The 1,521-nt window shown below is 72.3% G+C and carries 2 protein-coding genes and 1 pseudogene; all 3 read right to left on the bottom strand.

Going from position 1 to position 1,521, the window contains the following annotated elements; all coding sequences use genetic code 11:
* Positions 1-311 (bottom strand): ATP-binding protein (locus FJM51_RS24860; protein ID WP_306419469.1); only part of this gene is annotated, 311 nt, incomplete at its 3' end.
* 122 nt (positions 312-433) lie between these two features.
* A pseudogene (locus tag FJM51_RS25480) lies at positions 434-517 on the bottom strand (hypothetical protein); the annotation flags it as partial.
* 779 nt (positions 518-1,296) lie between these two features.
* Positions 1,297-1,521 (bottom strand): hypothetical protein (locus FJM51_RS24285; RefSeq protein ID WP_210240415.1); only part of this gene is annotated, 225 nt, incomplete at its 5' end.

Genomic DNA, 1,521 nt, shown 5'->3' with positions numbered 1-1,521 from the left:
GCGACGGTGACGGCCTGATCGGGGAAAATGCTGTCCCATGCGCTGAAGGGCTGGTTGGCGGCGATGGCGAGGCTCCTGGTCTCGTAGCGCCGGGCGATGAGCTCGAAGAGGACGGAGGTTTCGGCCTGGTCCTTCCGGGCGTAGCCGATGTCGTCGAGGATGATGAGATCGAAGCGGTCGAGCTTGGCGAGGGCGGTCTCGAGGGCGAGGTCGCGGCGGGCGGCCCGCGGCTTCCGCGCGAGATCGGTGGTGCGAGTGTGGAGGACGCGCCGGCCCGCCTCGACGAGCGCGTGGCCGATGGCGCGGAGCACGTGCGACTTGCCCGCGCCGTTCGTCGGGGCATCCGTCCCCGGACGGCTGCCTGATCCTCCTCACTGCCGATGACGATGAGATTGGCACCGGTCTCGATCCAGTCGCCGGCGGCGAGCGCCTCGACACGGGCGCGGGGAACGCGGGGGATCGCCTTGAAGTCGAAGGTGGCCCACGTCTTGCCGCCCGGGAGACGGGCTTCGAGCAGGTGGCGGCGGATGCGGCGGGTTTCGCGCTCGGCGATCTCGAGCTCGGCCGGGGCGGCGAGGAAGCTGGCGGCGGGCCGTTCGCGGGCTCTCTCGAACCGGTGGCGTTCGCCCGCTCACCCTTGTCGGCGCGTTCCGCCAGGGCTGGCCAGTGCCGGTGGAAGCGCGGCGGGCGCGGCGCGGTGAGCATGACCGGCGGCGCATGGACGCCGATGGGACGCGCGGGGACGGTGAGCTCGGTCATGCGCGCCCCTCCAGCAGAGCGTCGAAGCTGGCGCGAGCCGGGTGAGCGCGACCGGCACGTCCGGCGGCGAGGATCGACGGGAAGGCTCGAGGCGGGCCTTCAATCTCCGCGCCTCCGGCAAACGACCAGCGTCGAGATCCTCGGCGATCCGCGAAGGCCAAGCTCGCCCTCGCAGCCATCCTCGTGGGCGAGCCAGAGCGGGTCGACCATACGGCGGCAGGCATGGCGCCCGGACAGCGCTTCCGAGAGAGCGGTCCAGGCGGCCGCGTGCTCGGAGCGGGGAAAGAGGCCGTCGCGATAAACCGAGGCGGCGAGGGGGCGGCTCGTAGAAGATGTTGTGGACCATGAAGCCGCCGGTCCGGGTGACGCGGGCGACGATCTCGGTGAAGTCCGTGGCGCGCCTCGCCGGCGGTGGCCGCGGAGCGGCGGCTTCGAGGCGGATGGCGTCGTCCCGGCGACGGTCGCGGCGGGTGACGAGCTGATCGACGAAGCGCCGCCAGGCGGCGATGTCGCCGAAGTCGCGCGAGCCGCGCAGGATCAGCGCCTGGTCGAGCGCGGTCTCGAGGTGGCCGTGGTGGGATTCCACCGCTCCGTTCTCGTGCGCTTCTCCCGGATCGCGCGGCTCGCGAGCATCCCGTAGTGGGCGCGGAATGCGTCGTAGCGGCGGGTCACATCCTCCGCCGCCTCGGCGTCCAGGTTGCGATAGGCGGCGGAGAAGCTGTCGGCGCGGTGCTCGCGCGACACGCCGCCGAGATTCCAGAG

It is taken from the genome of Amaricoccus solimangrovi (assembly GCF_006385685.1).
GTDB classification, from domain to species: Bacteria; Pseudomonadota; Alphaproteobacteria; order Rhodobacterales; family Rhodobacteraceae; genus Amaricoccus; species Amaricoccus solimangrovi.
This window is presented reverse-complemented; position numbering and strand designations above follow the sequence as displayed.